The 24,244-nt window shown below is 62.8% G+C and carries 14 protein-coding genes; 7 read left to right on the forward strand and 7 right to left on the reverse strand.

What is annotated here, in order from left to right; translation table 11 throughout:
- Window positions 1-129: 129 nt before the first annotated feature.
- Genes G7Y49_RS04190 through G7Y49_RS04200 form a run of 3 tightly spaced genes read right to left on the reverse strand, consistent with a single transcriptional unit; the run spans window position 130 to window position 11,475 of the window.
- The gene (locus G7Y49_RS04190) at window positions 130-810 is read right to left on the reverse strand and encodes a hypothetical protein (RefSeq protein WP_165171402.1); all 681 of its coding nucleotides are present in this window, start codon (window positions 808-810) and stop codon (window positions 130-132) included.
- Window position 811: 1 nt separating this feature from the next.
- Complete coding sequence (locus G7Y49_RS04195; RefSeq protein ID WP_165171400.1) at window positions 812-9,355, reverse strand: Cna B-type domain-containing protein; 8,544 nt, start codon at window positions 9,353-9,355, stop codon at window positions 812-814.
- A gap of 53 nt (window positions 9,356-9,408) precedes the next feature.
- Window positions 9,409-11,475: a hypothetical protein gene (locus G7Y49_RS04200; protein WP_165171398.1), complete on the reverse strand. Its 2,067-nt coding sequence runs from the start codon at window positions 11,473-11,475 to the stop codon at window positions 9,409-9,411.
- 683 nt (window positions 11,476-12,158) lie between these two features.
- Here G7Y49_RS04200 and G7Y49_RS04205 point away from each other — a divergent pair.
- The 7 genes from G7Y49_RS04205 (at window position 12,159) to G7Y49_RS04235 (ending at window position 17,319) form a co-directional block, all read left to right on the forward strand.
- Entirely contained in the window at window positions 12,159-13,055 is an 897-nt protein-coding gene (locus G7Y49_RS04205; protein WP_241157262.1) for a transglutaminase-like domain-containing protein, read from the forward strand.
- Window positions 13,056-13,134: 79 nt separating this feature from the next.
- Window positions 13,135-14,220, forward strand: coding sequence for a type II secretion system F family protein (locus G7Y49_RS04210; RefSeq protein ID WP_165171394.1), 1,086 nt, complete (start codon window positions 13,135-13,137; stop codon window positions 14,218-14,220).
- A 55-nt stretch (window positions 14,221-14,275) separates the two neighbouring features.
- On the forward strand, window positions 14,276-14,551 hold the full coding sequence (locus tag G7Y49_RS04215) for a hypothetical protein (RefSeq protein WP_241157261.1): 276 nt from the start codon (window positions 14,276-14,278) through the stop codon (window positions 14,549-14,551).
- Window positions 14,548-15,045, forward strand: a complete 498-nt coding sequence (locus G7Y49_RS04220; protein ID WP_165171390.1) for a DUF4860 domain-containing protein — start codon at window positions 14,548-14,550, stop codon at window positions 15,043-15,045. Before G7Y49_RS04215 ends, G7Y49_RS04220 begins: the two co-directional genes overlap by 4 nt.
- A 2-nt stretch (window positions 15,046-15,047) precedes the next feature.
- A complete protein-coding gene (locus G7Y49_RS04225) occupies window positions 15,048-15,743 on the forward strand; it encodes a hypothetical protein (RefSeq protein ID WP_206214547.1) in 696 nt (231 codons plus the stop codon).
- Window positions 15,740-16,237 carry a S4A5 electrogenic sodium bicarbonate cotransporter 4 gene (locus G7Y49_RS04230; RefSeq protein WP_165171388.1) on the forward strand — a complete coding sequence of 166 codons (498 nt, stop codon included), beginning with the start codon at window positions 15,740-15,742 and terminating at the stop codon, window positions 16,235-16,237. Before G7Y49_RS04225 ends, G7Y49_RS04230 begins: the two co-directional genes overlap by 4 nt.
- A gap of 8 nt (window positions 16,238-16,245) precedes the next feature.
- Window positions 16,246-17,319 (forward strand): type IV pilus twitching motility protein PilT, encoded by a 1,074-nt coding sequence (locus G7Y49_RS04235; RefSeq protein ID WP_165171386.1) that lies wholly within the window; start codon window positions 16,246-16,248, stop codon window positions 17,317-17,319.
- A 70-nt stretch (window positions 17,320-17,389) separates the two neighbouring features.
- On the opposite strand, the gene G7Y49_RS04240 is transcribed toward G7Y49_RS04235, so the two are convergent.
- The 4 genes from G7Y49_RS04240 to G7Y49_RS04255 all read right to left on the reverse strand — a co-directional run bounded on the left by G7Y49_RS04240 (window position 17,390) and on the right by G7Y49_RS04255 (window position 24,235).
- Window positions 17,390-20,338 carry a response regulator gene (locus G7Y49_RS04240; protein WP_165171384.1) on the reverse strand — a complete coding sequence of 983 codons (2,949 nt, stop codon included), beginning with the start codon at window positions 20,336-20,338 and terminating at the stop codon, window positions 17,390-17,392.
- Window positions 20,339-20,488: 150 nt separating this feature from the next.
- The gene (locus tag G7Y49_RS04245) at window positions 20,489-20,857 is read right to left on the reverse strand and encodes an Hpt domain-containing protein (RefSeq protein ID WP_165171382.1); all 369 of its coding nucleotides are present in this window, start codon (window positions 20,855-20,857) and stop codon (window positions 20,489-20,491) included.
- Window positions 20,858-20,918: 61 nt separating this feature from the next.
- Window positions 20,919-23,048, reverse strand: coding sequence for a diguanylate cyclase (locus G7Y49_RS04250; RefSeq protein WP_165171380.1), 2,130 nt, complete (start codon window positions 23,046-23,048; stop codon window positions 20,919-20,921).
- Window positions 23,049-23,443: 395 nt separating this feature from the next.
- Window positions 23,444-24,235 carry a nucleoside triphosphate pyrophosphatase gene (locus tag G7Y49_RS04255; RefSeq protein ID WP_241157264.1) on the reverse strand — a complete coding sequence of 264 codons (792 nt, stop codon included), beginning with the start codon at window positions 24,233-24,235 and terminating at the stop codon, window positions 23,444-23,446.
- Window positions 24,236-24,244 lie beyond the last annotated feature (9 nt).

The following is a 24,244-nucleotide window of genomic DNA, read 5'->3' on the forward strand; positions in this document are numbered from 1 at the left end:
AGGACGGCGGATGCTGGCTCGGATCCCTACTTTGTCACCCCTCCCCCTTCTTGAATCTGCGGTTTGCCTGACGCAGGGCGGCGTCGGCGTTTGCAAGCGCCCGTCCTCTGGCAACATGCCCATCGGAGCCTAGCCGCGCATGCGCATCTTCGCCAATCCCGAGGCCCCCGCTAGCGCAACGACGGCAATGCCCACGCCGGCCGCGAGCACCATCCAGCTCATCGGATCCCCGGTTTGGGCGAGCCTCGAGAAGAAGCCTTGCCCCTCTTGATCCCCGGTTTCGGCCTCGTCCGAACGGTGGACCACCTGCTCCTCGTACACGGTCTCGTGCACGAGGAGACGCACGTCGGTAAGCACGATCTGCTCGCGATTCTCCGCCACGGCATCCGCGCCGTTTACGACCACCGCGTTCCCATAGCTGTCAATGTAGAACTCGACATCCTCGATCGACTCGTAGCCCTCAGGCGTCTCGATCTCCTTGATGACGTAGTGCTCGTTCACGTTCAGCGGCACCCCGCTGTTCAGGTAGCGATCGAAGATGCGGTCATCCTCTTCGGTCGTCCATCGCACCAGCTCCTCGCCCGTGTCGGCGCGGCAGATGGCAAGCACCGCGCCTTTCACGTACAAGCGGTTCTGGTCCAGCTTCGTCACCACAAGCTTGGTCGTCAGGTCGCTGACGCCCTCGCCCTTGTAATCGTAGGTGAGCGTCTGACCGAGCGCGCACGTCGGCACGAGCGCCACTGCAAGCGTCAGGAAGACGGCGAGCGTGGCAGCTTGCCCCCATATCTTCCTCTTTGCTGCCGTCACCATGCTACTCCTCCACCATGTTGTCTTTCCACTGAGTGGGGTCGCCGGCGCCGTCGCCGCCTAAACCACGGTTGACGAACGACTCCTCATCCTCATATACCAGCGCGACCTTGCCGTCCCTCCACACCGGCGAGAACATAGCGGAGCGGAAGGAGTCAACCAAATGACCCTCAGGCGCCGCCTCCTCCTTGAAGTAGTAGCACTCGCCCTCAATGAGGTTCACGTTGCGGAAGGTGATCATTCCGTCCTCATCGGAGACCGCATTGCCCAAGTAAACGTCACGCCCGCCGTCAAAGTTCGCGATCCACAGGCCATACGTCGAGCCGACCAGCGGGTCCTTCGACTCATCCTTGCTCTGCTTGCGCACTTGCAGGTCAATGCCCTCCGCCCTGTTCACGAAGGACAGGCTCTCCTCGGTGACAAGCTTGTTCGCGCTTGTGCTCGGCGCATCATAGTACGTGCACTCCGCCTTGAGCATGCCGTCCTCAAGGTAGACGTTCACGTACACGTAGATCGCCTTGTCCTCGTCGTATATGACCCTCGCGTTGCGGTCGCTGACGTCCTCGCGAATCACATACCAGTGCTCGCCGATCTGGCTCTCGTCATAGCGCAACGCGAAGCTTCTGCTGCCGCCGTCAACCGAACCCACAACCTTGCCGTTGAAGCTCACGTTGCCATAGCGATCATTTCTCACCGTGAGGACAGGCATCTCCGCCGACCCCGCCGGGTTCTCGGCGTCAAGCTGGTAAAGCGTGAAGGAGAACTGCCCCTCCTCAAGCTCCGCGCCTACGAGGTCCTTGTGCACGGTGGGATCAACCCACACCTCGCGGGCGCTGTCATCAGAGTCAACCGGCACGCGAGCGTTGTGAGCGAAGCACGCGCTCAGCATCATGAAGCTCATGTTCCAGAACGAGATGCCGCTGCCGTCTTCGCTGAGCGCGACGTCATACCAGAAGTCCTCGCCGCCATAGCGCTGCCACACCTTGGTCACCTCGGCCTCGAGGCTCACCTCGTCAGTCGCCTCGTCGGCAGCCTCCTTGACCGTAACCTCAATTGCCCAGGTCATCGGATCGTATTGCAGCTCGGACACATCCTCGAGCGTGGTGGGCTGGACAGCTTCCTCGCTCAACAGGTAGTAGTAGGTGCCCGGCTTGTCGTAGGTGATCGTCGGGAACTGGATCGCTGCGGTGCGCAGCCCGTCGCCATCCTCGTCGTCGTCAAACTTTGCGTTGCTGAGACAGGTCGCGAAAGGCGTCCCGTCATCTGCAAGCGTGTCTCCGGCCGTCATTTCAACGGCTTCAGCCTCGCCCTCACGCAGGATGAACTGCTCGCCCTCCACGTCGCGCGTCGCGCCCGAGAGGACGAACGAGAACGCAGGGTTCAGCTCTGCGGCATCGGGCGCGTAGAGCATCTTGTCGGCAGAAAGCGTGACAGAGCCCTCCGCTCGCTCATAGGCGTTGGTGACCTCGATCACCGTGGTCGAGGCGGTGTCGTTTGCGTCGATGGTTATCTCAGCGCCGTTGGCGCTGTCGTACTCAGCGGGCGTCCCCTCACCGTTCCTCGTGACCACGACGCTCGTCTCCGGCGTCTTGCCGTTCGGAAGCTGCTCGGTCAGCGTATAGGTGCCCGGCTCGAGCCTCTCGACCATGACGGCATCGTTGCCCTGGACCTTGACCGAAATGGGCTCGGTACCCTCGGGCGCATCCTTGGGCATGAGCTGGAAGCGGTACGTTGCCTGCATGTCCTTGTCGGTGGCGCCGTCACCCGTCACCGACTTCGCCAGCTTGAACGCGCCGTACGCATGATTCGTGTACGTGTTCTCCGCCGTGATGGTGAGCGTCTTGCCCACGGCGCCTACGGCGTTCTTCTCCGTGTACTCGAAGGTGTACGCGTTTTCGCCCGGCACAGCCTGGCGCTCGACGCCGCTCAGCGAGAACGTCCAATCGGCGCCGGCAACCTTCGCCTCGCCCGACTCGGTCAGCTTGTACCTGCCGTACGGCAGCTCGGTGAAACTCTTCTGGGCGCTATCGCCGCTGCTGCTCAGCGTGAATTCCCGGGCACCGTCGGAGACCTCGTTGCCCTGCTCATCGGCAATCCGCTGCAGCGTGAAGTCAAACGATGTCGGCGCGTCGACGCCGGACCTGTTGTCGACGATCTTCTGGATGGCAAGATGGCGCTGCGTCGCCCCGTTGATGACCAGGACGTGGAACTCTCCGTCCGGGCTCTTTGTCGTGGTCACCTCAGGCGGATTGTAGTGGCTCGCGTTTACGCCCGAGACCTTGACTTCTTTCACGGTGTAGGCGATCGCGTTGCCGTCCTCATCCTCGGCAGGCAGGTCGGTCCATGCTCCCTCCCAATCGTTTGCCTCGCTGAGCGTAAGGGTCTTGCCCTCGACCCGAGTATTGCCCTGGTAGAGCTGCATGGTGACGCTCGCGCCCTCGGGCGCTTCGGACTCGCTGCCGTCAGCGTTCTTCCACGCCTTCTCAACCGACACGGACGTGAGCTTGGCATAGGTGTTGGTGACCTCGACCAGAGAAACGCTGGCGGCGGCACCCGGCGCAACGGTCACCTTCACGCCATCCATGCTGTTGTACGCGGTAGTCAAGTTGTTCGCCACGACCTTCGCCGTCGTCGAGGAGGGCTTCCTCACCTCAGGGGAAAGGACCTCGGTCAGCGTGTATGTTCCAGGAGCGAGACCTTCGACGACCGTCGACTGGTTGCCCTTGACCGACACCTCGACAGGTTCGGTGTCCTCAGGGGCGTTGTCGCGCGTGAGCGTGAAATGGTACTCCGCGTTCTTCTCGTCCGCCGTAGCGTCGTCGTTCACAACCTTCCTGAGCGTGAACGCCCCCTTCGCCTCCTGCGTCTTGGTGTAGGTGTTCGTCGCTTTGAGGGAAAGCGTCTTGTTGGCAGCGTTTGCGGACGTGTATTCGAAGGTATACGCCTTGGCGCCATCAGGTGCCGCAGCCGACTCGCAAGACACCGCGTCATCAAGCGTGAACGACCAGTTTGCGTTGTCAGCAGATGCCGAGGCCTCGGTCAGCTTGTACGTGCCGAAGGGCAGGTCATGCTTGCTCCACGATTTGTTGTCGGTCAACGTGAAGGCGTAGGGCGCTTCGTCCGTCAGCTTGTTGCCGCTCTCATCGGCAATGCGCTGGAGCGTGAACGGGAAGGAGTCCGGGACTTTGAGACCCTCGTCAGCGTCAACGTCCTTCACAATGGAGAGCGCATGATGTTCGTTCTTCTTGTTGGTGATGACGACCTGATAGGTCCCGTTAGTCTCCTCAACCTTCACGGACTTATGGTAGTCTGCCGCGTTGGCAACCGTCACAGAGCTCTCATCGACGCTGTACGTGATGAGGTTGCCGTTCGCGTCCTTGGTGGGCAGATCTGTCCACGAGCCGCTCCATCCCTTCTCTTTGCTGAGCTCGAGCGTCTTGCCCGACACCGCATTGCCGTTCGCCAGGAGCTGCACAGTGACCTTCGCACCCTCAGGCGCAGGCATGCCCTCGCCGTTCGCGTCCTGCCACTTCTTCTCAACCAACACGGACGTGAGCTTGGCATAGGTGTTGGTGACCTCCACCACGGAGGCGCTCGCCGTGTCGCCCGCCTTGACGGTTATCGTCGCGGGAAGGGAGACAGCCGCAAGCCCATCACCCGCAGAGTCAGCATCGCCCTTCTTGAGCACGACACTCGTTACGGGTTTCTTCGTCGTGCCCTCGGGGAGCACCTCGGTCAGCGTATAGTCACCGGGAGTAAGATCGTTGAAGACCACTTGGCCTTCGCCGCTCCCGCTGACCGCAACAGACTTGGACACGGAGCTGCCGTCGTTTTTCGGCGTAAGGGCGAACGTGTACGTCGCGTTCTTCTCAGCTGACGTGGCACCATCACCTGTCACGACCTTCTTGACGGTGAGCGCGCCCTTCGCCTCCTGCGTCTTGGTGTAGGTGTTCGTCGCCGTGAGGGTAAGCTGCTTGCCGGATGCGTTCTTAGGCAGATAGTCGAACTCATAGGCCTTGGCGCCGTCGATCGCAACCTCTTTGAGGCCTAGCCCGTCGCTGGCGCTCAGGGAGAAGTCCCAGTCAGCACCCGTGATCGATGCGGACGACTCAGTCAGCGTATAGGTGCCGTAGGGGATGTTGGACAAGGTCCTCGTCTGGTCGTCTCCAAGGTCGATCTTTTGGCGGTATCCCGCTCCCTCGGCAAGGGCATTGCCCTTTTCGTCCTTGGTCTGCTTCAAGATGAGGGTGAACAACTCGGGAATGCCCGTCACGTCCCCGTTGTTCACCACGTTCTTGAGGATGGAAAGATCGCGCTTGTTTTCCCTGTTCGTGACGGTATATTTCGTGACGGCATGAGAGCTGTCGTCGCTCTTCGACACGACGCCTGCTGCAAAGCTGGCATCAACGCCCGAAACAGACGTCTCCTTGACACCGTACTCGATAGGTTTCCCGCTCTCGTCCTTGATGGGCAGGTCAGTCCACGAGTCCTTCCACCCGTTTGTCTCGTTGAGCGTCTTGTCCTCCATCGGCTCGCCGTTTGTCTTGCTCATCGGTTCTTCGTTCGCCAAGAGCTGCACGGTCACGCTCGCGCCCCCAGGCGCGCTCGTCATCGCGATGCCGTTCGCGTGCTGCCACTTCTTCTCAACCGACACCGACGTACGCGCATCATATATGTTGGTAAACGTCACCTTCGACGTCGTGACAACCTTGTCCTCAGCTATCTCCACCGTTGCCTTGTATTTGCCGGTGCCATCCAGAACAGCGCCAGCACCTTCGACCTCAATCGAATCGGGCTTAGCAGGCGCATCAGACCCCTCGAAGACCTCCTCGATGGTATAGGTTCCTGCATCGAGGTTCTCGAAGGTCACGGTTTTGCCGGCGGCAACGGACTGCGTCTCGGCATACGTTCCATCGGGCTTGGTCACCTTGAAGGTGAACTCTTTCCCGCTCACAAGGTTCGCACCGTCGCCTTCAACCTTCTTGGTGATCTCCAACGAGCCCTTCTTCTTGCCAGCCGTAAAAGTATTCTCCGCCACAATGGTTACCCACGGCTTGCTTTGGTCGTAAACGAACGATGCGCTTCCGTCGTCATTAGACTTCCCGTTAACGCTCACCTTGCCCATATGCTCAAGTGATGCGCCCTCGGGCAGGCTATCTTTTGCAGCTTGCACCGATGCGGGATTCTCGACAACACGATAAGTCACACTGTCTTTTAGCTTGTCTACAGGAAGCTCCGCGATCTCGTTATCGGAGACCTCTACCGAGAACACCGGCTTTTCAACCCCAGTATTTTCTTCATAGAAATCGAAGCGATACTTCGCTTTCTTTAGTTTATCTACGCTGTCCTTTTCAAGTTGGGTTTCCGGCAGTACATTGACAATCTTTTGGACGGTCGCCCTCGGCGCACGTGTATTCTCGATAACGCAAGAGGTATACGAGCCATTTACGTTAGAGGTCGCCACAGAGGAATACCCCAGCTCATCAAGGGTCTTGGTTTTCTCTACACCGTCTTCCACAACGACGGCACTCACTTCGCCCACCGTGTAGTTGACTCTCTGATGATTTCCCTCGTCAGAGTACTTCAGCAGATCGGTCCACGCGCCCACCCACTTGCCGTCAAGTCCTTCTTTGATGCGAAGCGGGGCGCCGCAGGGCGCACCATCAGCGTAAAGTTGAACAAGAATAGCATCAGGATGACTGCCGTTGTCATTCCATCGCTTCTCAACTTCTACGCTTGCTTCTGTGAGAACATGCTTGTTGGTAAGCGTTATCGTCGTGTTTCCAGCAGAATCCGAAACGGTATGCGTAGAGGAGAGGAAATAACCTACCCACTGCACCTCTTCAACCGTGTACGTACCGTCTTTGGGAAGATTCTCCCATGTGTACGACCAGCCGTTCTCTACATTCAGCGTTACTTTGGCAGCCTCCTCGTTAGGATAAGGCTTTCCATCTTTCTTTAACGTAACCGTCAAAGACGAGGGACGTATGCCGTCATGATTGTCGGCGTCTTCCCAAACCTTCTTGACGGTGAGTGAAATATCATTCCCGTTTTGGACAGTTTTTCCCTCCTCCAGGATGTTCGCTACCGCAACATCACATACCTTGACTTGAGGCTCATTTGTGGGCCAAAAAGGAACCTTGTGAATCTCACCGTCAAGCTGGTACACCGTATCGGCAATGACCGAACCCGGGGTTGACTTACCATAGTGAATTTTGCCCTTCGGAATCAGATGGGTTCCCGAAGGAGAGCCGTTAGCATTTATCATTCCGGCATAGGGTACCAAAGAGCCGCTATCGTCATATTTCACGTAGTTCCAGATAATGTTGCCGCCCTCAACGTCAAAGGTATTATTGGGACGCATGCTGTAGTCGCCGACATAAAGACGCATCATGTTATCCCAGTCAAGGGTATACTGGTCTGCCCCCTCTGCGGGAATTATCAAGTTGATAATGACAGGCTTTGCCTTGGTAGACTTAAGGTCACCGCTATACGGGATATCCACGACAGCATTTTGCTTGATATCTTCCGCATTCAAATAATAGACTTGAACGGCGCTATCACTCTCCAGTTGAGCAAGATCGTCAGACAGCGTGGCAAGCGTGCCTGTCAACATGTCGCTAATGCCCTTGCCGTTCTCGAAGAAGTTCTTGAATTCCTCTGGCGTCACGGCATCAAGTCGGCGATCGCCGTTGTAACCCGTATTGGTGAAAACGCCGCCAAATCCGGCATTAACCGCATCTTTATTCTCGTCTATGGTCACAACATGGATGCCTTCACGAGTAGTAACTTTACCTTTGCCTGTCTTTTCGCCAATGTAGCTAACGTTTTCGCTCGCATGGATGCCCTCATTCGTGAGACCCATAAAGCCATTGCTAACGTACGAGACGGTAAAATCCCCATTTTTAGGATTATTCATGACGATTTTGCCCTTGTCATCATATACGACATTGCCACTCACGTTCTTCGGCTCGCTCTTTAGCGGATCGTCGTCTTTATCAAGTTCGTAAACGTTGTAATAGTTGCTCGAGTCTGTTCCACCACCATTGCCCGAAACATCAATGTAAACCGATCCGGTTGCATACGACGCTCCTTCAGGAACAGTAATGTCCACTGTTTCGATCGCTTCGTTAGATCCCTTTTTGAACACCCCGAACTTGAACGTCTGAGGCTTGTCAAGCACGATGCTTTGTCCCTCGTTGTTCTGCAGATACTTGGTAATATGCACTTCTATCGTCTTGATGTTCTGGTCAACATTGCTGCTGTTGCCCATGTTCAAGTTCATCCATTCCTCAACGTCAAGCTCGTTGACGGCAATGTTGCCCTCCATGTCAGTTTTCGCAACGAACCGATTTGCGAAAACACCGAATTCCGCCGCGAAACCCAGCTGATTGTAGATATAGCTCCGCGTAGTCGTCTTTCCCGTGATAGGAGTGGCGGTGATAGCGATAACACCGTCCTTGAAGACATTAGCAGGGTCAAGGCTGTCGACTATATAGCTACCCGCAAAGGCTTTTCCAGCCGGCACTTCTACGAAGAAGTTCTTGGTGTTGCCCTCATCCCAGTTCCAAACACTGTTGTCTTTCCCGCTGATCTTTTTGTCAACCTCGGAAGCCTTCCCGTACGCGAGGCGCACGAGTACAACTTCTTCAAGCTTAGTGACCGTGCTCATTTCACCTGAGAGCGTTTTGCCATTGCTCGTCAGTTCAGCACCTTTCCAGCTTTTATTATCTTTTACGAGTACAAACATCCTATCAGTAATGCTGGAGGCAGGCACGTTAAAAGTGACGGCCGTGCCGTCGCCATCGCGCGCCTCATTTGGCACATTCGTGCTCGCAATAGCTCCAACGTTGAGGCTGATACCTTCCTTGACATCTGACCCCTGAATGACGTATTCGCCATTGTTCCTTGCTATAAGGGCAATGGGGTTATACGAAGCATCGAACGCCTGCACCGAATTGGGGCCGATCTCATATCCGTCTGCAGGGATAACCTGGAAGACAACTTCTTTGCCAGGCATCACGCTGACATCGCAGGAGCCCATAAGTTCCTGATTGTCAAACTTAACGCGGACGCTCTCCCCGTTCATCGTCACGCGCATGGAAATCCCATTCCCCTCAGAGGAATGCTGAGATCTCGAAGCGTTGCCTTGCGGATCGGTGAGGACTATAACGCCGTTGGAAATCGAGGCGTTATTGCCACCGTTCTCCCCTTTGCCGCCGTCAGCGCCCGCTGCGCCTTCGCCCGCATCCGTGGGGGCAGGCGTCGTGCTGGCATGCTCCTCTGCGGCTGCAGGCGTCTCGGACCCCTTCGCATTCGCTTCTGCGCCGTCACCCGCATCCGCCTCCGTGGGAGCAGGCGTCGTGCGAGCATCCTTCTCTACGGCTGCAGGCGCATCGGAGCTCTTCGCACTCGCTTCTGCGCCGTCGCCCGCATCCGCCGCCCAGCCGATCGTGCTCTGGCTGAACACCAGGACGAACGAGAGGAGCACCGCGAGAGCGCGGTTCGCCGGACTTGACACGTTACGCTTGGTCTTCTTGCTCTTCATAGCTCCGTCCTCAAAGGTCTCGCAACCGTTCTGCCTCTTCATCCGTCGACTTCTCACGAGCGAGCCTCCGACTTCTCACGATTGCCGCGCTTGCGCAGCCAGAAGAACAGCCCGAGCGCCGCCGCTGCGGCAAGGAGAACGCCAGCCGAAATGTCGGCGATCGGGATGCCCGCCGCGCCTTCTTGAGACTTCGCCAAGCCCTGAGCCAACGGCGTCGAGTCGTCAAGCAGCTCGCGCTCGGTCGCCGTATCGACGCCTTCGTTGTTGAGCAGCACGCCTGCGCCCGTTCCGTCGTCAACCGCAGACAGCTGACCTCCTGCCGCAGCAAGCGAGGCCTGAGCCGTGGTCGTGCCGCCGTCGGCAGCTCCATCGTCAGCGGCTCCGTCGTTGACAACCCCCTCGTCGATGTAGCGCACGACGGTGTTGCGCACGACGGTGTTGCCGTACTGGGTGTCACGTGAGTCGCGATAGTACACGGTATAGGTGCGCGCAGGGGTGAAGTAGCTGTGGAGGAATGCCTCGCTCTGTCCGTCGAGGCGCACGTAGTTGTTGCCGTCGACCTGAATGGTCTCGGGCGCCGGGCCGATGAGCATCTCACCCGCCACCGTGGGGTCGATGGTCACCTTGCCCGTTTGCAGAACGTCGTCGTTCGCGATGTTCACGTAGTTCACCGTGACCTCATAGGAGTCCTTCGGCGTATAATCCTTCGGCACATAGTAGATGTCATAAACGGGACTGGCCGTCGTGCTGTACTTCAACTCGAACTTCGAGCCATAAGGCACGAGCGTGACGCCCTCAACCTCGATGCTCGCCTCCGGCTCGAATGAAACCGTCGGCTGCTCACGCGTGACCGTCACCTCCTGGGTCTTCAGAACCGTGCCCGCGCTGGAGGTGCTTTCCGCCGCATTGATGTAACGCACCGTGTACGTAACGTGCGCATTTTTCTCAGGATCGTTCACAACCTGGTAGTTCACCCGATAGTACTTCACGTTGTCGCTGCTTCTCGCCTCATCGAAGCCGTAAGGCACCTCGGCGTTAATGGTGAGCTTGCCGTTGCCCAGCACCGCCGAGCTCGGCTGGTCGCCGCACAGTCCATAAGTGAGCATGACGTTATGCCTCGCGTCGCCTTCGCCCACGGCACGCATCTGGCTGAACTGAGTCGGCACGGTATAGACGAAGTCCTTGGTCACCGACAGCTGATCCGTCATGAGCAACGCGCCTTCGCCGCTTTCGCCCGCAGTCGTCGTGTCGTAGTACTCGATAACCGCGAGAAACTGATTGGCGGCCTCACCTTGCTCAAGCTCAAATGTCATCTGCTTGCAGTGAACCGTGAACTCGGTCTGCCCGGGATAGGCGACCGTAAGCGTGTTGCCCGGGTGCACCACGCGATAGAAGATGGTCTTGCCCTCGGAGGTCACTCGCTCGACGAGGGTGGGCAGCTTCACCGTCGTCGCAGCGTCAGGGCTGATGCCGTCTATGGGAGTCTCGCGAATTTGCGCGCCGTTTTGGTCAACGTAGACGATGCGACCCGCAATGCTCTCAGAGGCGCTGAATCTCTCATAGCGGTACACGCCGTCCTCGCCCGGCTGCGCGCACTCCGCCAACTTGTAGTCGCTGCCATTGCAGAAGAAGGTAGAGGAAGGGGTGAACTCGCGGGCGTCCTCAGAACCGTCAGCTGCGAGCGTGCGGACGCCGATAAGAACCTGGTCACCGTCCATGCTGCCGTAGACCGGCTGGAACTTGCCCGTGTAGCAGGGGTCGCTGTTCGGCGAGCCCGCCTTCACCGTCAGCATGTACCGGTCAAGATGATCCAGGTTGATGCCCTTGGAGCTCAGCATGATGAGCTCTGGCTCCCCTGCCGCCTTCTCCGAGCTCACCACATGCTGGAAGTCTTTGAGGATCGTCTTGCCGCCGTACTCGACCGACACGTAGAGCTCCGTGCCCGCATCAGCCGTGACCATCAACACGTCGATGTTGCCGTTCTTGTCGACGGCCCCATAGTGGTCGGCGCCTGACACGTTGATCTCGCTCGACCCTTCATCTGCCCAAGCCGCCACCGGCGCCATCAGAGACATCGCCAGCGCGCAGGCTGCCAGAGCCGTCAAAAACCTCTTGCCCATCTGAGCCTTCTCCTCCCACCTTTCCTGCCATGCGCTGTTCCTCGCACGCGCTGATGCAGGTTTTCCCGGCATATCCTCCTGAAGGAATGCCTGTTTTTAACTCTTAGTCTTGGCTCCTAGAGTGTGTCAACTTTTATATTCTAATGATGCCTTACGTCATTTCAACCAAAACTTGACCGGGGGGTGACATTATCAAAATTGGCTGTCACGATCGGCTCGTTTTGCGTTGCAAAGCAAGCCCTTTCATATGATGATGAGGATAATCCTCATGTTTTCGGGCCTTCCTTTCCCTTGCAGAAGCCCCTTCCCCCTACGGGAAACGCGACAGCCCGCCGCCTTCCCGCTCTTCGGGAATCTGCGGTTTATCTGGCACAAAGCAGCGTTGGCATTTACAAGCGCGTGTCCTCTGCTACTATTTCACTGTACGATCAACCTATTAAAACCTGCAGGAAGACGCGCTGATGTCAGCCCCCCGCCAACAGAACGCTCGCCGTTCGCGCGCCGCGCGCGCGCAGGACGCGTGCGCTCTCAGGGGGCTTCCGGCGCCTGCGGCCACTCCAGCCGCTGCGGCCGCGCCTGCGGCTGCCCCGGCGCGCCGCTCGCACTCTACGAACCGCCCGCGTCTCGCGCGCCGCAGCGTCAGGCGCGCCGCCCGCGCCCTGGCGACAGCGGCCCTCGCGCTCGTGGCGGCGCTGTCCCTCGCGGCTTGCGGCGGGAACGCGCAAGGCGCGAACTCGAACGCGGCCGCGGGCGGCACGACCTCAGGCGCCGCCTTCGAGCAGGCCGCGCCCGCGCTGGCCCCCTTCGACGCCGCCGCGGCCGTGAGCAGCAACGGCGCGCTCATCGACATCTCGCACACGAGCGAGGGCTACGTGGCCGCGTCCGCCACCTCGTCGGCGCGCCTGAAGTTCGAGGTGGCTCAGGGCGGCGTCAGCTACTACTACGACCTTCCCGGCGACGGCACCCCCATCGCGTGCCCGCTGAACATGGGCGACGGCAGCTACACCTTCTGCGTGTGGGAGAACACCTCGGGCACGCGCTACGCGGCGCTGTCCGACCAGGTGCCGGCCACCGTGCAGCTCGCCGACGAGTTCCAGCCCTTCCTCCGCCCCAACTGCTTCTGCGACTTCGACGAGTCGAGCGAGAGCACGCGCCTCGCCAGCCAGCTCGTCGCAGGCGCGCAGAACGAGGGCGACGCGCTGCGCGCCATATGCGAGTGGGTGTGCGCCAACGTGACGTACGACGAGCAGAAGGCCGCCGCGCTCACCGACGCCACCGGCTATGTGCCCGACCCCGACGCCACCATCGCGTCGGGAAGCGGCATCTGCTTCGACTACGCCTCGCTCACGGCAGCCATGCTGCGCAGCGTCGGCATCCCCTGCAAGATAGTCACCGGCGACGTGGCTCCCGACGGAATCTACCATGCCTGGAACATGGTGTTCATCGACGGGAGCTGGGTTGCCGCGAGCTTCACCGTGAACGAGAGCACCTGGACGCGCGTCGACTTGACGTTCGCCGCCGGCGGGTCGTCAGACTTCGTGGGCGACGGCAGCTCGTACACCGACCGATACGTCTACTGACGTCACGCGGCCAGACAGCAGTTCGGAAGTTGAGAGAGACAGACTGAGAGAGACAGAAAGACAAGGAGCGAACACGGACATGGCAACAAAGATGCTCGAAAGCGGCGTGCTTTCCGCCTTCTGCGAGAGCCTGGCCATCATGTACTCCGCCGGCATCCAGACGGACGAGGCGCTGTACCTGCTCGGCGAGGATCAGCAGGGCGCCGGCGCGCGCAAGGGCGCCCCGGAGGACGCCGGCGGCTTCAGGGCCGCATGCGGCGACGTGTACGCAGCGCTCGTCGAGGGGAAGCCGCTCGCGAAGGCGCTTGAGCTGAGCGGCGCGTTCCCCACCCACCTGGTGAGCATGGTGGCCGCGGGCGAGAGCTCGGGCCGCCTCGAGAGCGTGCTGTGGAGCCTGGCGAAGCACTACGACGAGGAGGACCGCCTCTACGCCAAGACGCGCAGCGCCATCGCGTACCCGGCCGCGCTTCTGTGCGTGATGTCGGTGATCCTGCTGTTCGCCGCGGCGGTGATCCTGCCGGTGTTCATCGACGTGTACGAGGGTCTCTCAGGCGACCTGACCGCCGGCTCGTTCGCCTACGTGAACGTGTCCATCATCATCGGCTGGGCGGCGCTCGCCGTCACGCTTCTGTGCACGGTGCTCGTGCTCGTGGGCATGGCCGTGAGCTCGACGCCCGGCGGGCGCGAGAAGCTCGTGCACCTGCTCGAGAAGGTGCCGGCCACGCGCGACCCCATGCGCCAGATCGCCATAGCGCGCTTCACCGCGGCGCTGGCCACGTTCATCTCGGCCGGCATCGACACCGACACGGCCATGCAGCGCGCGGTCGACATGGTCGAGCATGCCGAGCTGCACGACAAGCTCGCGCAGGCGCGCGACGTCATGGTGGACCCCGCGCAGGGCAAGAGCCTCCCGCAGGCCATCTCCGAGAGCGGCGTGTTCGAGCCCATGTACGCGCGCATGCTCATGGTGGGCTCCCGCACGGGCAGCCTGGAGACCGTGCTCTCGAGCCTGTCCGACACGTTCTTCGACGACGCCGTCACCCGCATCGACAACGTGATCGACAGCGTCGAGCCGACGCTGGCGGCGTTTCTGACCGTGAGCATCGGCGCTACGCTGATCGCCGTGATGCTCCCGCTCATCGGCATCATGAGCTCGATAGGATAGCGCCATGCGTCGCGAGCTTACACGAGAACAGGTGAGGCGCCGGACACGGCGGCGCATGGGCGCGCTTCTTGCGGCCGTGCTCGTCGTGGCGGTGGGATGGTTCGCATACGGCCAGATCAGCGCGTCGCTGCGTGAGCAGGGCGAGGTGTCGGTGCGCAACGCCATCCTGAGCAGCGCGAAGCAGTGCTGCGCGATCGAGGGGTCCTACCCCTCCTCGCTCACCTACCTCGAGGACAACTACGGGCTGGTGGTGAACCACGGCGACTACGTGATCACCTACAGCGTGTTCGCGGGCAACGTGATGCCCAACGTGGTGGTGTTGGCGAAATGACCGGGTACGAGACGACGCGGGACAACCTGGCAAGCGAGCGCGGGCGCGGCGGGCGGATGTTCGCCACGCTGCTGTTCGCCGTCATCACGTTGTTTCTGCTGGTGGCGCTCCTGGTCGGCATGAACGCGTACCGCTCGGCGAACGCCATGCGCACCGAGGCCGACGACATGCGCCTGGGGCTGTCGCTGCTGTCGAACTCCGTGCGCACCAACGACGTGACCGACGCCGTGGGCGTGGCCGAGGGGCCCGAGGGCCCGGCGCTCGTGCTGACCGAGCACCTCGAGGCAGGCACCTACGAGACGCGCCTGTACTGGTACGAGGGGTACGTCATGGAGGAGTACACGCGCGCGGGCTCGACGTTCACGCCTGAGCGGGCGCGCGAGGTGGTCGAGTCGAGCCGCTTCGACTTCGAGTACCGCAACGGGCTCCTGACCATCTACACCGACCAGGGCTCCGCGTGCGTCGCCCTGCGCAGCGTGCGAGGAGGTGCCTGAAGATGCCTGACGTCCAATACGACCAGTACGACCAGTACGACGCGACGGTCGCCAACCTGGAGCGCATGCGCCGCCGCGCCCGCCCTGCCGAGCAGAGGACGCGCCACGAGCGCGCGTTCGTGGTGGAGGCGCTGTTCCTGCTCGTGTTCATGATGAGCTCGCTGGCCGTGCTCACCGGGCTCATGGTGTCGTCCTACGAGCGCGGCGCGGCGGCCGACGACCTGTCGTACGCCGCGGTGCTCGCGTCGAACGACGCCGAGGCGTTCGCGGCCGACCCCACGGGGCCAAGCCGCGGCGCGGCGGGCACGGGCGCGGCAGGTGCGAATGCGAGCACGGGCGTCGCCGAGGGCTTCCAGCTCACGCGCGACGTCGAGCAGCACGCGCAGGAGGCGGGCGTGCTCTACGAGGCGCACATCACCGTCTCGCGCGACGGGCACGCGATCTACGAGCTCGACACGGCGCGCTACGTCTCGAACGAGGCGGCAGCCGCGCGCGCGAGCAGGGCCGCGCAAGCCGTGAGCTTCTCCAGCTTCTCTGTCACAGACGAGTTCTCGACCCTCACGAGCACCGCAGCCCTCACGAGCGCAGCGAACGCCGCGGGCGACGCGCGCAGCGCAGGCGAGGCCGCGAGCCCTGCCGGCGAAGCCGCGCCCACCGCGAGCGCCGCGAACGACACGCGCGAGGAGGTGACGCTATGAGCAGCAACCCCCACGCCGGGCAGGGCGGGTCGGTGCGCATCGGCCCGGTGAGCCTGTTCTCGCTGGTGATCGTGCTGTGCCTGGCCGTCATGGCCGTGCTCGCCGTGACCACGGCGCAGGCCGCCTACAGCGCCGCCGAGAAGCAGGCGCGCTTCACCACCGACACCTACGTCAACGAGCAGGCCGCGCAGAGCTTCGTCGCCGAGGTCGACGGGGCGCTCGCCGCCGTGCGCGCAAGCGCAAGCGCCGAGGGCGACCTCGCCAGTGCCGCCCTGCTCGCCGTGCAAGACGTCATCAGCGGCTACGAGGGCGCCTCCCTGCAGGGCAGCCAAGCCTGCGTCGAGTTCGCCTGCGACAGCGGGCGCACGCTCTCGGTGGTCCTCACCATACGCCCTGACGCCACCTACGAGATCTCTCAGTGGCGCGCCACTACCCAATGGAATGAAGCCGGCTCTGGCGAGGTGCTGTGGTCGGGCTCCGCTCAATCACGATAGGAGAAAACATGGAACTGAAACAGCTGCTCAAGGACATGGTGGACGTGAGCGCGTCCGACGTCTTCATCATCGCCGGCCTTCCTCTGACCTACGAGGCGAGCGGCCGGCAGGTGCGCCTCGACATCGCCCCGTTCATGCCCGCCGACACCGAGGAGATCGTGCGCAGCATCTACGCCGTCTCCGGGCGCAGCATGGACGGGTTCGAGCGCAGCTCCAACCACGACGACGACTTCTCCTTCGCCATCGCGGGCATCGGCCGCTTCCGCGTGAACATCTTCCGCCAGCGCGGGTCGTACGGCGCGGTGATCCGCGTGATCCCCTTCGGCCTGCCCGACCCCGCCGCCTTCCACATCCCCGACGAGGTGCTGCGCCTGACGCAGTTCCAGAAGGGCCTCGTGCTGGTGACGGGCCCGGCCGGCGTAGGCAAGTCCACCACGCTCGCGTGCATCATCGACAAGCTCAACCACGAGCGCACGGGGCACATCGTCACCATGGAGGACCCCATCGAGTACATCCATCGCCACGGCACGTGCATCGTGACGCAGCGCGAGGTGCCCACCGACGTGGCCACGTACGGCGAGGCGCTGCGCTCGGCCATGCGCGAGAGCCCCGACGTCATCCTGCTCGGCGAGATGCGCGACCAGGAGACCATCAGCACCGCCGTCACCGCCGCCGAGATGGCGCAGCTGCTGTTCTCGACGCTGCACACCTCGGGCGCGGCGAGCACGGTCGACCGCATCGTCGACGCGTTCCCGGCCTCGCAGCAGCGCCAGATCCGCATCCAGCTGTCCATGGTGCTGCGCGCCATCGTGAGCCAGCAGCTCGTGCCCACGATCGACGGCGGTGTGATGCCGGCCTTCGAGATCATGGTGACGAACACCGCCATCCGCAACCTCATCCGCGAGGCGAAGACGCACCAGATCGACAGCGCCATCGCCGCCGGCGGGGCCGAGGGCATGCGCACCATGGACCAGAGCCTGTTCGAGCTCGTGAAGGCGGGCAAGGTGGCGAAGGAAGTGGCCCTGCAGTACGGGCATCACCAGGAGGCGCTTGCGAAGCGCTTCGAGGTGGAGGGACTGTAGGACAAGCCGCTCAGGGCAGCTGAAGCGAAGAGAAGGCGGGCGCGACTATCGCGCCCGCCTTCTTCTTTCCCTACCCTAAGAACTCGGCGAGGACCTTCATGAGGGCGTCGATCTCGAGCGGCTTGGTCATGTGGGCGTTCATGCCCGCGTTCAGGGCGCGCTTCACGTCGTCGGCGAAGGCGTCGGCGGTGAGCGCCACGATGGGCAGCGACGCGAGGTCGGGACGTCCGGACAGGCCCATCGAGCGGATGGTGTGGGCGCACTCGTAGCCGTTCATGACCGGCATCTGCCCGTCCATGAGGATCAGGTCGTAGTAGCCCGGCGGGTTGTCGCTCAGCATCTCGATCGCCACCCTGCCGTTCTCGGCGCACTCGGCCGCAGCGCCGGTGAACGACAGGATGTCGAGCCCGATGGAGGCCGCGATCTCGTTGTCCTCCACCAGAAGGATGCGCTTGTCGGAGAAGTCGGCCTCGCGCAGAAGGTCGGTGTGGTCGCGCGCGTCCTCGTGCCGCGCCTCGCCCAGGAGGCTGTTCATCACGTGGATCAGGCGCGACTTGAACAGCGGCTTCGACACGAACGCGTCGATGCCGGCCATGCGGGCCTCCTGCTCGACGGCCATCCAGTCGTACGCCGACAGGATGATGATCGGCACGTGGTCGGGCAGGATCTGGCGCAGCTCGCGCGCCGTCTCGATGCCGCTCTTGCCCGGCATCTTCCAGTCGAGGATGACCGCCATGAACTCGTCGCTCGTGTCGTACGTCTCCCTCACGCGCGCGATGGCGGCGTCGCCGGACAGCACGTACTCGGGGTTCATGCCGATCTCCTCGAGGAGCTCGCACGCGCCCTCGCACGCCGTCTCGTCGTTGTCGGCCACCAGCACGTTGAGGTCGGCCAGCGCCGTCGTGTCCTCGGCGTCCACCTCGCGCAGCTTCAGATGCACCGTCACGGTGAACGTGGTGCCCTCGTTGAGCTTGCTCTTCACGTCGATCGTGCCGTTCATCAGGCTGACGACGCTCTTCACGATGGACATGCCCAGGCCCGTGCCCTCGGCGTTGGTGACGCGGTTGTCGTTGGCGCGCGAGAAGGGGTCGAACACGCGCTTGACGAACTCCTCGCTCATGCCGCAGCCCGTGTCGGAGAACGTGAACTCGTACTGCCCGCAGCCGCCGATGCGCGACGGGATCTCCCTGATGGTCATGCCGATGGTGCCGCCCTCGGGCGTGAACTTCACCGAGTTGCCCATGATGTTCACGAACACCTGCTGCAGGCGCATGAAGTCGCCCACCACGTGCTCGTGCGTGACGTTGGAGATGTCGACCTTCAGGTGCTGGTGCTTGGCCGACACCTGCGGGTGGATGATGGTGAGCAGGTTCTCCACGGCCTCGGGCAGGTCGAAGTCGTCCTCGGACAGGCCGATGTTGCCGCTCTCGATCCTCGCCATGTCGAGCACCTCGTTGATGAGGCCGAGCAGATGCCGGCTCGACACGGTGATCTTCTGCAGGCAGTCCTTCACGCGCTCGGGATCGTCCATGTGCATGGTCGCGATGGCCGTGAGGCCCATGATGGAGTTCATCGGCGTGCGGATGTCGTGGCTCATGCTGCCCAAGAAGTCGCTCTTCGCGCGCGACGCCTGGTCGGCGACGCGGCAGGCGTCCTCGAGCGCCTCGCGGGCGCGCGCCTCCTCCTCCTTCACCACGGTCACGTCCTGCACGGCGTACAGCAGGCTGGCGGCGCGCCCGTCCGCGGTGCGGCGCAGGCACACCATGGACGGCTGCAGCCAGCGCGTCTCGCCCTGGAAGTTGACGCGGTACTCGAAGCGCAGGATCCGCACGCCGTCGTCGAAGTTGCTCCTGATGACCGAGGAGCCGATCATCTCGCGCACCTTCTCCTGCTCGTCGTCGTAGACGGCCTGGCTGATCCAGAAGTTCGAGAAGTCCTCGAGCTCGCCGCGCATGGGCAGGCGCCCGTCGAGGTCCTCTCCCTTGATGTACTCGTATATGCCGTTCTCCAAATCGAGGATCGCAAAGCGCTTGAACAGCTCGGACGACGCGTTGGTCACGCGCCTGAACTGGTCCTTCTCGATGGTGATGGCCTTGTTCGCACGCGAGGAGCGCACTATGATGATCGCCACGAGGACGGCGAACACCACGACGATCGCCACGATGGCCGCGAAGCCCATGATGTTCGCGCTCTCCACGAAGGAGGCGTTGATGTTGGCGGGATAGGTGCGCACCAGGGTCCAGTCGTGGTCGGAGAGCTTCACCATGTAGGCGAGGCCGAGGCCGCGCGGTGACTCGTAGGAGAACGTCACGCTCTCGCCGCGCGCCAGCGACTCCTGCATCTCGCCGACCGTGTCGCCTTCGGTGCTGTCAACCGAGGAGATGTCGAGCTTGTCGGAGGAGACCGTCACGAACTGGCTCGAGCACGCGATGACGGTGCCGTCGGAGTCGCACAGGTAGGTGGACGTGTACTCGCTGAAGAACGTGGCTGAGATGGCCTCCTCGAGCAGGTCGTTGCTCCACACGCCCGACAGGACGCCGACGTACTCGTCCCCGTTGTAGATGGGCTCGTAGAACACGATGTTGAGCCCCTCGCCGATCCGATCGTCCAGAAGCGTGCTGACGCCCGACCGGGTGACCTGCACCTTGCGCGGCGGAGCCTCGCTGACCTTGCCGCGCGAGTTGTACGTGGTGCGGTCGACCGACTCGAAGGCCAGGAACTCGAACGGCGTGCCCGCCTCGAGGAACGCCAACTCCTTGCAGATGGCCTCGGCGCCTTGCGGCTGGGCCTCCTCGAAGATGACGCGCGACAGGTAGAGGCTCTGCTGCGAGAACTCGAACTCGCTGTCGAGGCGGTTGAGCACCTGGTTCGTGCTGGCCTCGAGGAACATCTCGTTCTGGGCGATCGTGCGCTGGTAGTTTATCGCCAGAAACGCGCCGATGACCGCCACGACGCACAGCACCGCGACCGCCGCGATGCCGATGCGCCAGCGGAGCTCCTTCTTTTCATCACCTTTCATGATGAGAAACCTTCTTCTCCCGTCCTGTCGAAGTTATCTTGCGCGATGGCGCCCCGCCCCCGGCCTCCCGCGGGGGAAGCCCGGGCGCCACCTCGGTCTTGCTTGCTTGCCCGCCTACTTGCTTGCGTACCTGCTTGCTCGCTCGCTCGACTACTCGTCGATGGTCGCGAGCGCCTTGAGCGTGAGCTCGTAGGCGCGCTTCACGTCCCCCATCAGCTGCTCGGCCGCGGCCACGTCGACCTCTCCGCCGTCCTTGGCGGGGCGCAGCACGTTCGCGAGCGCGTCCGACACCTCGAAGAGCGGCGTGAAGCCCAAATCGCGGCTCACGCCCTTGAGCGTGTGGGCCGCGCGGAACGCCTCGGGCAGGCTGCCAGCCCCCAAGGCGCTCTCAAGGGTGGCGAACGTCTCGTCGTGCGGGAACATGCCCACGAACTTCGCCACGCGGTCGTCAGTGCGCAGGCGCCCGCGCACCCCTTCCAAATCGCCGCCCATCATGGCATAGCATGTTTCCAGGGTCATGATCTCACTCCTTGTTTCTCATCGGCAGCGCCGTGCGCGCCGCCAGGTCTCTTCTTACTCTTCATCGGGTAGACCCCCCCCCACGCCTCTCGAGGTTCTCGATGGTGGGCTCGTCAATGGGGGACAGGCTCGAATGGTCGTGCGGGAAGTCCGCCTCGTCAACGCAGAACGCGACCGCGCCGCCGCCCGAGCGCTTCACGCGGTAGAGCGCGCGGTCGGCATAGCGGAACATCTCGTCGTAGTCATCGCCCACGACGACCGAGCAGGACACGCCCATGCTCGACGAGATCGGGAAGCCCTCGTACTCGCCGCGGATGAACCGGTGGATGCGCTCCGCAAGGTGACGCTGGTCGGTATCGACGTCACAGCGCATGAACACGAGGAACTCGTCGCCGCCGATGCGCGCCACCAAGTCGCCCTCGCGCACGCTCGCGCGCAGCCGGTCGGCGAAGTAGCGCAGCACGTGGTCGCCGAACTCGTGCCCGTAGGTGTCGTTGGCCTCCTTGAAGTGGTCCAGGTCGACGATCAGCATGACGAACATGCTGTCGGGGTACGCCGACATGCGCTCGATGGCCAGCTTGCGCGCGTACGCGTGGTTCGCCAGCGCGGTGAGCGAGTCATGCCACGCCTTGAACTGCAGGTCGAGCATGAGCGAGCGCTGGTCGTGCACGTCGACGAGCTTGCCGATCGCGCCCGTGAGCACGGGCTCTTCGCCGTCTGACCACAGCGTGCGCGCCACCACGGAGAACCAGCGCGTCTCGCCGTGCACCACGCCGCACAGCTCGAAGTGGACGATGGGGTCGTCGGGCACGGCGGCCGTCAGGCGGCGGCGCACCTCGTCCATGCCCTCTTCCCCGATCATGTCAAGGAGCGCCCCGTCCTTGCACGGGTTGGGTATGACCTCGGGAAGCCCCAGGTTGATGCGCCCGTAGTCGGACACCACTATCATGGCGGGATCCCGCGTGAACTCGAACTGCACCTCGTTGGACATCTCGGCGTAGAAGCTGTACTTCATGCGCTCGTAGTCGAGCAGGTCTATGGTGTGGCTCGTCATGGTGTCCTCGGGCATGCCGATCAGCGTGCTCGCCGTGTAGCTCGAGCCGAAGCCGCCCTGCCCGTCGCGCGAAACGCTCTCCAGCTGGTCGCGGATGTCGTCGGCGTTCTCGCGGAAGCACTCCATGAGCAGCGGGTTGAACACGCCGCACTCGCCTCCCGTGATCATGGCGACGGCCTTCTCGTGGGAGTAGGCGGGCTTGTACACGCGCGCGCTCGTGAGCGCGTCGTACACGTCGGCCAGCGCGACCACCTGGGCGGACAGCGGGATGTCGTCGCCTTTCAGGCCGTCGGGGTAGCCGCGGCCGTCATAGCGCTCGTGGTGCCAGCGGCAGATCTCGTAGGCCGCCCTCACGAGCTTCTCGTCCTTGCCGGCGGGAAGGTCGTCGAGCATCTCGGCGCCCACGGCCGCGTGCGTCTTCATGATCTCGAACTCTTCCTTCGTCAGGCGGCCCGGCTTGTTGAGGATCTCCTCCGCGATGGCGATCTTGCCGATGTCGTGCAGGCTCGAGGCCATCGAGATCATCGAGATGTCGTCCGGGGACAGCCGGTAGGCGTCGGTCTTGGCCACGACGTGGGCGAGCAGGATCTCGGTGAGGATGCGCACGCGCAGCACGTGCATGCCGCTCTCGCCGTTGCGGAACTCGACGATGTGGCTCAGGATGGACACCATGAGGTTGACGTCGCGCTCGCGCTCGTTGATCTCGTCAGCCACCATGCCGGCCAGCATGCGCTGCTTGGTGTAGAGCATGATGGTGTTGCGCACGCGATGGCGCACGATGTTCATGTCGAAGGGGCGGGCCAGAAAGTCGGTGACGCCGAGCTCGTAGGCGCGCTCGATGTAGGCCGGGTCGTTCTCGGTGGACACCATGACCACGGGGATGTCCTTGATCCAGCCGCGCTTCTGCATGACCGACAGCACCGCGAAGCCGTCCATCTCGGGCATCACGTAGTCGAGCAGCACGAGCGAGATCCCCAGCCCCAGGTTGCTGATGGCGGCGATGGCCTGCTTGCCGTTCTCGGCCTCGATGACGTTGAACTCGTCGCCCATCATGTCGACGAGCAGCTCGCGGTTGAACATCGAGTCGTCGACCACGAGCACGGTCTTCTTCTTGTTCTGGGGAGCAACGTTCAGCATGCGGGGCCCCCTCCCCGTTGACGATTCGATTGCGAACCAGCGCGCACCTGGCAGTTCCTTTCGCTCGGCCGGATCCCACGGCGACGCCGCACGCGCTGCGCACGCTGCAAGCGCGCATCGCCCCGCTTGGTGGTCTTCTCCCCATTTTATTGCGTTACCCATGATCATACCACGAAAAGGGCACGTTGAGAGGGCGAGTTGCACCCTGCTCAAACTTCAATATGCAGGCAAGCGCCATGCGCCGGGGGCACCTGAATGCGGGAGGGGGAGGAAGCCGAACGTGCGGCCCCTCCCCCGCAGGTGGCGGAGGAGGGGCGGCAGGCGAACGGCCGGCCGCCGGCGAGCGCGCGGCCGCCGGGTAGCTTGCGAACGGCCGGAGGAGAGGTGGCCGCCGGCTAGCGCGCGGCGAGCAGGTCGGGGAACTCGCGCACGAGGCGGGCGGCGGGCAGGCCGATGATGGTGTCGAGCGAGCCCTCGTAGCGGTCCACGAGCGACGCGCCCTCGCCCTGGATGGCGTAGGCGCCCGCCTTGTCGAACGACTCGCCGCAGCGCAGGTAGTCGGCGATCTCCTCGTCGGTCAGGTCGCGGAAGGTCACGCGGCTCACGTCGGCGAACGTGCGGAACCCGAGCGACACCTTCTCGGCCTCGGGCGCCGCCACCATCCACACCGACACCGCCGTGATCACCTCGTGGGTGGCGCCTGACAGCGCGCGCAGCATGTGCTTGCCGTCGGAGAGCGAGCGCGGCTTGCCGAAGATCTGCCCGTCCTTCACCACCATGGTGTCGGCGCCGAGCACGATGAGCATGCCCGTGTAGTCCTCCGCGAGCACCTCCTGGATGACGGCGCCGGCCTTGCGCTCGGCGAGCTTCTTGCACGCCTCCTCGGGCTGCGCGGCCAGGTCGGGCTCGAGCGACTCGTCCACCGGCGTCACCGGCGTGCGCACCGTGAACGCAACGCCCGCCTGCTCGAGCAGCTCGCGCCGCCGCGGGCTGCCGCTCGCGAGGATCACCTCGAACGCGGGGGCGGCTTCGGCGGCGGAGGCGCCCTTCGCCTGGCTGGCTGCCTGGTCGGAGGCCTGGCCGGTTGCCTGATCGGCTGCCTGGCTGGCTGCTTGGCTGGCCGCCTGCTCGCTCGGCTGGTCGGTCATCTGGTCGGTTGTCTGGCTGTCCTGCATGTCTTTCCTCACGATCGCTCG

Source organism: Adlercreutzia sp. ZJ242, assembly GCF_011038995.1.
Taxonomy (GTDB): Bacteria; Actinomycetota; Coriobacteriia; order Coriobacteriales; family Eggerthellaceae; genus CAAEEV01.

What these genes read in the sequence shown, in the direction of transcription:
- G7Y49_RS04190 (WP_165171402.1), bottom strand. Translation starts at nt 810, where the DNA reads ATGGTGACGGCAGCAAAGAGGAAGATATGGGGGCAAGCTGCCACGCTC.
- G7Y49_RS04195 (WP_165171400.1), bottom strand. Translation starts at nt 9,355, where the DNA reads ATGAAGAGCAAGAAGACCAAGCGTAACGTGTCAAGTCCGGCGAACCGC.
- G7Y49_RS04200 (WP_165171398.1), bottom strand. Translation starts at nt 11,475, where the DNA reads ATGGGCAAGAGGTTTTTGACGGCTCTGGCAGCCTGCGCGCTGGCGATG.
- G7Y49_RS04210 (WP_165171394.1), top strand. Translation starts at nt 13,135, where the DNA reads ATGGCAACAAAGATGCTCGAAAGCGGCGTGCTTTCCGCCTTCTGCGAG.
- G7Y49_RS04215 (WP_241157261.1), top strand. Translation starts at nt 14,276, where the DNA reads ATGGGCGCGCTTCTTGCGGCCGTGCTCGTCGTGGCGGTGGGATGGTTC.
- G7Y49_RS04220 (WP_165171390.1), top strand. Translation starts at nt 14,548, where the DNA reads ATGACCGGGTACGAGACGACGCGGGACAACCTGGCAAGCGAGCGCGGG.
- G7Y49_RS04225 (WP_206214547.1), top strand. Translation starts at nt 15,048, where the DNA reads ATGCCTGACGTCCAATACGACCAGTACGACCAGTACGACGCGACGGTC.
- G7Y49_RS04230 (WP_165171388.1), top strand. Translation starts at nt 15,740, where the DNA reads ATGAGCAGCAACCCCCACGCCGGGCAGGGCGGGTCGGTGCGCATCGGC.
- G7Y49_RS04235 (WP_165171386.1), top strand. Translation starts at nt 16,246, where the DNA reads ATGGAACTGAAACAGCTGCTCAAGGACATGGTGGACGTGAGCGCGTCC.
- G7Y49_RS04240 (WP_165171384.1), bottom strand. Translation starts at nt 20,338, where the DNA reads ATGAAAGGTGATGAAAAGAAGGAGCTCCGCTGGCGCATCGGCATCGCG.
- G7Y49_RS04245 (WP_165171382.1), bottom strand. Translation starts at nt 20,857, where the DNA reads ATGACCCTGGAAACATGCTATGCCATGATGGGCGGCGATTTGGAAGGG.
- G7Y49_RS04250 (WP_165171380.1), bottom strand. Translation starts at nt 23,048, where the DNA reads ATGCTGAACGTTGCTCCCCAGAACAAGAAGAAGACCGTGCTCGTGGTC.